This is a genomic window from Mesorhizobium sp. M7A.F.Ca.US.014.04.1.1 (genome assembly GCF_003998745.1).
Taxonomy (GTDB): Bacteria; Pseudomonadota; Alphaproteobacteria; order Rhizobiales; family Rhizobiaceae; genus Mesorhizobium; species Mesorhizobium ciceri.
Window position 1 is genome coordinate 1 of the sequence record NZ_RZRW01000309.1, and the last position, 6,990, is coordinate 6,990.

General features: G+C 62.5%; 7 protein-coding genes. All 7 read right to left on the reverse strand.

Annotated features, from left to right (window positions below):
* Window positions 1-58: 58 nt before the first annotated feature.
* Window positions 59-1,234 (reverse strand): GGDEF domain-containing protein, encoded by a 1,176-nt coding sequence (locus EOA22_RS20075; protein ID WP_063167886.1) that lies wholly within the window; start codon window positions 1,232-1,234, stop codon window positions 59-61.
* 160 nt (window positions 1,235-1,394) lie between these two features.
* On the reverse strand, window positions 1,395-1,865 hold the full coding sequence (locus EOA22_RS20080; RefSeq protein ID WP_013531956.1) for a hypothetical protein: 471 nt from the start codon (window positions 1,863-1,865) through the stop codon (window positions 1,395-1,397).
* Between the two features lie 160 nt (window positions 1,866-2,025).
* Window positions 2,026-2,850, reverse strand: coding sequence for a hypothetical protein (locus EOA22_RS20085; RefSeq protein WP_013531957.1), 825 nt, complete (start codon window positions 2,848-2,850; stop codon window positions 2,026-2,028).
* 80 nt (window positions 2,851-2,930) lie between these two features.
* On the reverse strand, window positions 2,931-3,893 hold the full coding sequence (locus tag EOA22_RS20090; protein ID WP_063167885.1) for a type II secretion system F family protein: 963 nt from the start codon (window positions 3,891-3,893) through the stop codon (window positions 2,931-2,933).
* Between the two features lies 1 nt (window position 3,894).
* The gene (locus EOA22_RS20095) at window positions 3,895-4,860 is read right to left on the reverse strand and encodes a type II secretion system F family protein (RefSeq protein WP_027162569.1); all 966 of its coding nucleotides are present in this window, start codon (window positions 4,858-4,860) and stop codon (window positions 3,895-3,897) included.
* A 4-nt stretch (window positions 4,861-4,864) separates the two neighbouring features.
* Complete coding sequence (locus tag EOA22_RS20100) at window positions 4,865-6,286, reverse strand: CpaF family protein (RefSeq protein ID WP_127390164.1); 1,422 nt, start codon at window positions 6,284-6,286, stop codon at window positions 4,865-4,867.
* Window positions 6,283-6,990, reverse strand: a 708-nt coding sequence (locus tag EOA22_RS20105; protein ID WP_206521303.1) for a CpaE family protein, incomplete at its 5' end; no start/stop codon positions are given. The genes EOA22_RS20105 and EOA22_RS20100, both read right to left, overlap by 4 nt.

Consider the following 6,990-nt stretch of genomic DNA (forward strand, 5'->3'; position numbering starts at 1 on the left):
GGCAACCGGGTCTGCTCGTGCCCGCCGCTGTCCGACTATCTGGGGGCCGCGGAGTAATTTACGCTGAGCGCAAGGCCGGCTTGATCGGCTCGGCCTTGCCCATCCTCTTGCGGCTGATGACGCAATTTCGTCCGGCGCGTTTGGCGGCATAGAGCGCCGCGTCTGCCTCGGTGAGCACGTTGTCGAGGCTGCTGCCGCTTGCCTCGCCAAAGCCGATGCCGCCGCTGACCGTGCTGCGCAATTTGCCGAGCTGGGTGGGGACGATTTCGGCGCCGAAAGCCACGCCGATCTTGCTGGCGAGATCGTAGGCCTTTTCGTCCGTCATCCGCGACATGACGACTGCGAACTCCTCGCCGCCAAGGCGAAAAGCGTCGACGCCGGGCCGGGCATATTTCTTGATGACGGCGGCAAAACGGCACAAGACCTGATCCCCAACCGGGTGACCGTAGACATCGTTCGTCCGCTTGAAGTGGTCGAGGTCGAACATGACGATAGACATGAATGGACCGAAACTCCGCTCGCCGTAAAGCGACGTCAATGCCCGGCGGTTCAGCAACCCTGTCAGCGGGTCGGTCATGGTCTCGGCCTTGAGCTCGATCTGCGCCTGCAGATGATGGAGGGAGAGCGTCAATGCTCCGAGCCCGGTCATGCAGGCCACCGCCACGACGGAATTCAATCGTTCGGCCCAATTGTCGGGCGCAATCGCGAGCGTCCATTGCCCCTTGGTCAGCAGAACCACGCCGCAAAGCGCAAACGACATCGCGCAGGTGCCGCTCAGAAACGAAACCACCAGCAGGATGCGGCGATCGTGACTGCCGTTGATCCAGAACATGGCGCCGATCGCCGACAGCAGCGCCGTCACCGTGGTGTAGGTGATGATGAAGCCAACGCCGTCAAAGCCAAGGAAAGTGACAGCGGCACAGATAGTCATGGCGGCAAGCGCCGGTGCAACGGCGCGCCTGTAGCCGGGCACGCCGAGATATTGCATGGCCGACAAGCAGAGGATCAGGAACCCCAGGCTGAGCAGCGCAAGCACGATCTGGCAAAGCAGCGGATCGGGGTCCTTGGTGTACCGCCAGAACAGGATCACATGCGCGACGAGCACCAGAATTCCGCACGCCACCGTCAGCACGAAACCTGCCTTGGGTGCGGTGAACCAGATCGCAAACATGGTGACGCTGAGGCATATGCCCGACAGCGCGGCTGCGAGCAGGAGCGAACTGAAGTCCAGCATATCGGGCAAGGGCCTCTCGAGCGTCGGCGGTTGCGCTGCATTCTAGGTCAGCGGCTGCCCCCAGATACGGATTTTCAGGCGATCCATCGATGCAACCTGCAGATAGGGTTTACAAAGCGTCGATGGCACGTGTCCCGAAACCGGACCATTGGACGCGAGATCAACCCTTGTTCAGGAGAGCGAGGTTGGCGTTGACGACGGTGGGATCGGCCATGCCGGCCTTCGCTTCGAGCAGCAGCGCCTTGGCCTTCTTGCGATTGCCGCGCAGCAGTTGCGAATAACCCATATTGTTGACGATCTGCGGCCTGCGACCGGCGACTTTCAGAAGCTGGCCGTAGGCACGGTCGGCGAAGTCGAAGCGGCCGAGTTCATCATAGGAAGCCGCGAGCCCCATCCAGGCCTCCGCATTGTCGGCCTTCAACTCGACGGCCTTGCGGAAGTGCTTTTCGGCGAGGCCGTAATTGGCGTCGCGAAACTGCGCCTTGCCTTGCGCCAGATCGGAGGTTTCGGTGTCTTTAGCCGCCGGTTGGATGGCGGTGGTCTTGGTGGTGTCGACGCCACTCGTCGAACAGCCAGACATCATCAAGACGGCCGCCATCGTGGCCATTGCCGGGAAATTATTGTGACGCATGCCCCTGCCTCATCGCCCGATTTGCCGGGTCGTTCTTCAGGAAACACAATATATCAGCGGCGATTAAACTTCGGTGCCGAAACGCCGCCAAAATTCGGCTTCGGGCACACCAGCCATTAACCACCAGGCCGCGGTGCTTCAGTCGCAGCCAGCGGCGTCCTCACGGCTCCAGGGCTTTGAGCCCCGCAGGAGCCGTATACCGGCTGCCGTCATAGCGCAGCCGGTAGGTTTGGCTCACGGACTTGCCGGGATGGGACTGGCACTCGCCATCCTTGTCGGGCAACGGATTGTCGGTATCCATTCGCTCGACCACCGTTATGTCGTGGTAGCCATGATGTTTGGCCGGGCTCATCGCCAGGCTAACCCGACTGGTATGGAAGGATCCGGCGCAATTGGTATCACCCTCGCCGCCATTGCCGGCCACGACCAGGCCATCGAGCACCATCCTCAGGGAATCGCCATCGACGGCATAGAGCCGCAGGTCGGTTTCACTGAACGGATTAGGCAGCGAATTGTTTGCCATTTCGATGCGCAGGCCAAAGGCAGTAACATCGGGCGCCAGCGCATAGCGGCCGGTATCAAGCTCCACCTGGCGGATGGCGATGGCATCATCATTCATCAGCCCGGGCTGGAGCAGGCGCTGGCGCACCTGCCGGCTCTTCCTGTCGACAATCAAAAGCTCGATATCGCCGGCATGCGCGTAGTCGCTGGGTTGGGACCCGTCCATCAGCGGCACTGCGACCAACAGCAGGTCGTCATGGGCGGGCCAGATCTTGCAAGCCAGCCCTGGCGGATCGCCATACGCGAATGTCAGGGCAATGCTGGTGTGGGGTTCGAGCGTGAACGAGGTGCCGTCGGCGCTCTTTCGAGCTTTGGGATAGGCCTGCTGCACCAAGGCGGCGGCATCGCCGCAATCGCCGGCCACGGCCCAGGCGGGCGACAGGCTGGCCGCGGCAAGGCCAAGGAAGAGGGTGCGCAGCAGCATGGACTTTCTCACCTGCAAAGCCGGGTTCGGTCAGAACAATGGTTTGTCAGCCCCTTGCTAGGGCTTTTGTGGAGCGCTCGCTAGTGCGCCGTCATTTTGACGATGACTGGAATGGCCGCGATCATCAGCACCACCGGCAGGATGCACACAACCACGGGCACCGACATCTTGGCAGGCAGAGCGTGCGCCTTTTCCTCGGCCAACGACATACGCTTATGGCGCATGTCGTCGGAGAAGACGCGCAGCGCCCCCGACAGGCTGGTGCCGAGTTCCTTGGACTGCTGCAGCAGCGTGGCGAAGGAACGCACCTCGTCCAGGCTGAGGCGATCGGCGAGCGCCTTCAGCGCATCGTCGAGGCTGCGCCCGGCCCTCAGCTCCAGCGACACCAGCTGCAGGTTCTGGCTGAGCGCGGGATAAGTCTTGGCGAGTTCCTTGGAGACGCGCTCTATGCCTGCCTCCATGCTCATGCCGGCATCCGAGCAGACAATCATCAGGTCCATGAAATCGGGAAACCCGTTGCGGTACTCACGCCTGCGTTCCCGCACTTTCTGGCTCAGCATCAGGCCGGGCAGGAAATAACCGGCCGCGCCCGACAGGATGACGAATGTCCAGCGGCTGGCCATCGTTGCGTCCGGACTGGCCATCCAGCGGTTGAGCACAAACACACCGATTGCCGTGCCGATCATCGCGGTGAACCGGATCAGGAAGAACGTACCGACAGCGCGCGGCTCCATGTAGCCCGCCTGGATAAGCTTCATGCGCAGCCGCGCGACATTTTCCGGATCGCTCCTGGCGTAGAATTCCTGCGCCCGCTTCACCGCCTTCTCGCGCACGATGCCGGTATTCTTCTTTTGCACCGGCTCCGGTTTGGCGGCCACGGGACCGTTGTCGACCCTGAGCCGGCGCATGACCTCGTTGCGATCGCCCTTCGCCATGACAACAGGCCAGGCAACAGCGGCAGCACCCACCGCCAGCAGCAGTATGGCCACCGGCATCAATGAGGTCGGCGCAAGCGAGGCGAGGAATTCGATGAAGCCCTGCATGTCAGAACTTGAAATTCGACATCTTGAACATCATCAGATTGCCCAGCATCAGCCAGGTGATCGACGCGCCAAGCAGATACCAGGTCTTCGGCTCGCCCCAGACGTCGCTGTAGAAGCCCGGCATCAGTGCCATGATGGCGGCAAACAGCAACGCCGGCACGGCCGTCAGAATGTAGGCCGACATCCGGCCTTCTGTCGCAATGGCGCGCACCTTGCGGCGCAGCTTGCCACGCTCGCGAATCGTCGTCGCCAGGCCGTCGAGGATCTCGCGCAGATTGCCGCCCGAACTGGTCTGGATCGAGACGGCGGTGACGAACAACGGCAGATCCTCCTGGCCGACCCGGTCGAACAGCGAGTTCAACGCCGAAACCAGATCGGATCCGTAGGTCACTTCGTCGGCGATGACGCCGAACTCGCTGCCGATCGGGTCGGGCATCTCGCGCGCCACCATGGCGATCGCCACCGGCACCGGGTGGCCGGCCTTCAGGCCACGCGTGATCAGTTCCAGCGCCTCCGGCAACTGCATGCCGAACCGCTTCAGCCGGCGCTTGCGCTTGAAACGCAGCGTCAGCACCGGCAATAGCGGCATGAGCACCACGAACAGGACGAACCCCATCAGCGGCGGCAAGCCGTACCAGATGGCGACCAGGGCCATCGCCATCGCCACGCCGCAGGTGATCATCAGGAATTTCGACAGCGGCATGATCATGCCCGACTGGGTTCGCAGCGCGCGAAACCGGTCCGCCGAAAACAGCGGCGTGCCCGCGTCAAGGCCGCGCTCCTTGCGCAGTTGGACGAGCACCTGCTCCTGGCTGATCTTGTTTTCCTGCAGCCTCATGCGCCGGTTGATGGCGGTGCGCTTGTCGCTGCGGCCGGCATAAAGCAGGTAACAGGCCTCGGCGATCAGGATGCCGGTCAGCGCGGCCGCGGCATAGACGACATAGATCGCGCTCATTCCATCGAACACTTGGCTACTCCTGCGGCCGGCCGGGTTCGAAATATCGTCCGGGAAACTCGATGCCCATGGCGCGCAGGTCCTCGAGGAAGCGCGGCCGGATGCCGGTCGCCTCGTAGTGGCCCAGAATCTTGCCGTCGGCCTCCATGCCGGTGCGCACGAAGCGGAAGATCTCCTGCATCTGGATGACATCGCCTTCCATGCCGGTCACCTCGGCGACACTGGTCACCTTGCGCTTGCCGTCGGACAGGCGCGTCAGTTGGACGATCAGCTCGAGCGCGCTGGCGATCTGGCTGCGGATCGACTGCACCGTCATCGGCATGCCGGTCATGCCAAGCATCTGCTCGAGCCGCGAAATGGCGTCGCGCGGCGTGTTGGCATGGATGGTCGCCATCGACCCTTCGTGGCCGGTGTTCATTGCCTGCAGCATGTCGAAAGCCTCCTCGCCGCGGCATTCGCCGAGGATGACGCGGTCGGGGCGCATGCGCAGTGCGTTCTTGACCAGGTCGCGCTGCTTCAGCTCGCCATGGCCTTCGATGTTGGCCGGACGTGTTTCCATGCGCGCGACATGCGGCTGCTGCAGCTGGAGCTCGGCCGCGTCCTCGATGGTGATCAGCCGCTCGTCTTCCGGAATGAAGGCCGACAGTGCATTGAGCATGGTCGTCTTGCCGGTGCCGGTGCCGCCCGAAATGATCGTCGTCTTGCGGGCATGCACGGCCGCCGCCAGCACTTCGGCCATGTTCTGGGTGATGGCGCCGAATTCGACCAGTTTATGCAGGCCGAGCTTGTTCTTGGAGAATTTGCGGATCGACACCAGCGGGCCGTCGACCGCAACCGGGCGGATGGCCGCGTTGAAGCGCGAGCCGTCCAGCATGCGGGCATCGACCATCGGCTGCGATTCGTCGACGCGGCGACCGACCGCGGCGACGATCTTGTTGACGATGCGCAGGAGATGCGCCTCGTCCTTGAACGGAATGTGGACCGGCTGCAGCTTGCCTTTCTTTTCGACAAAGCAGTTCATGTGGCCGTTGATCAGGATATCGTTGATGTCGGGATCCTTGAGCAGCGGCTCGAGCGGACCGAGGCCGACCATCTCGTCGACGATGTCGTCGACCAGCGCATCAAGCTCGACGGTGTTGATCGCCATCCGCTCCTGCTTGGTCTTTTCCGAAACGAAGTCATGCACTTGCCGGCGCATCTCATCCTTCGGCAAACGCTCCAGCGCGACAAGATTGATCTCTTCGAGCAGCAGCCGGTGGATACGCACGCGCGCATCGAGCACCTTGTTGGCATTCTTTGCCAGCGCTGCTTCCGGCTTTGCCGGCAAAGCCTTTCGGCTGGTTGGTATGACGACGGCATGATGGGCGACCGGCGTCGTCTCATGCGCGCGCTGCGGACGCGCATCGCGGTTCTGCAGGGTGGAGAAGCGGCTGGTCATCCGGCTTTCCTCTTCAGCAATCCACGGCCCATGCCAAACAGCGAGCGCGATTTCGCCCGGGTCGGGACCGCTTCTTCCGGCAGGATGATCTTCTTCAGATCGTTGACGACATTGGCGTTGGGATCGATCTCGTGCAGCGGTACGCCGCGATCGACTGCTTCGCGCACCAGCCGGTAGTTGTTGGCGATGCCGCCGACGAAATGCTCGCCAAGGATTTCCTGGACGTCCGCCTGCTTGATGCCGTTATCGAACATCTTCTGTTCGAAACGGTTGACGATGACGTTCGGCTTCACTTCCTTGCCGGCCGTCTCGTAGACCGCCTGGATCAGCCGCTGGGTGTGGCGCAGGCACGGCACCGTCATTTCCGCGACGATGTAGAGCTTGTTGGAACCGAGCAGCACGGTCTCCGTCCATGGAAACCAGGTGCGGGGCATGTCGATGACGACATTGTCGAAATAGGCCGAAACGAGATCCAGCATGCGCACCACGACATCGGTCTTGAACGAGCGCATCTCGGCTGGATGCGCCGGTGCCGCCAGCACGCAAAGCCCGCTGGCATGCTTGGACAGCATCACGTCGAGCAGTTGGCGGTCGAGACGCTCGGGCTGGTTCTCGATCTCGGTGATGTCGAAACGCGGTTCGAGGTCGAGATATTCGGCACAGGCGCCCTGCTGGAAGTTGAGATCGACGACGCAGGTCGAGGC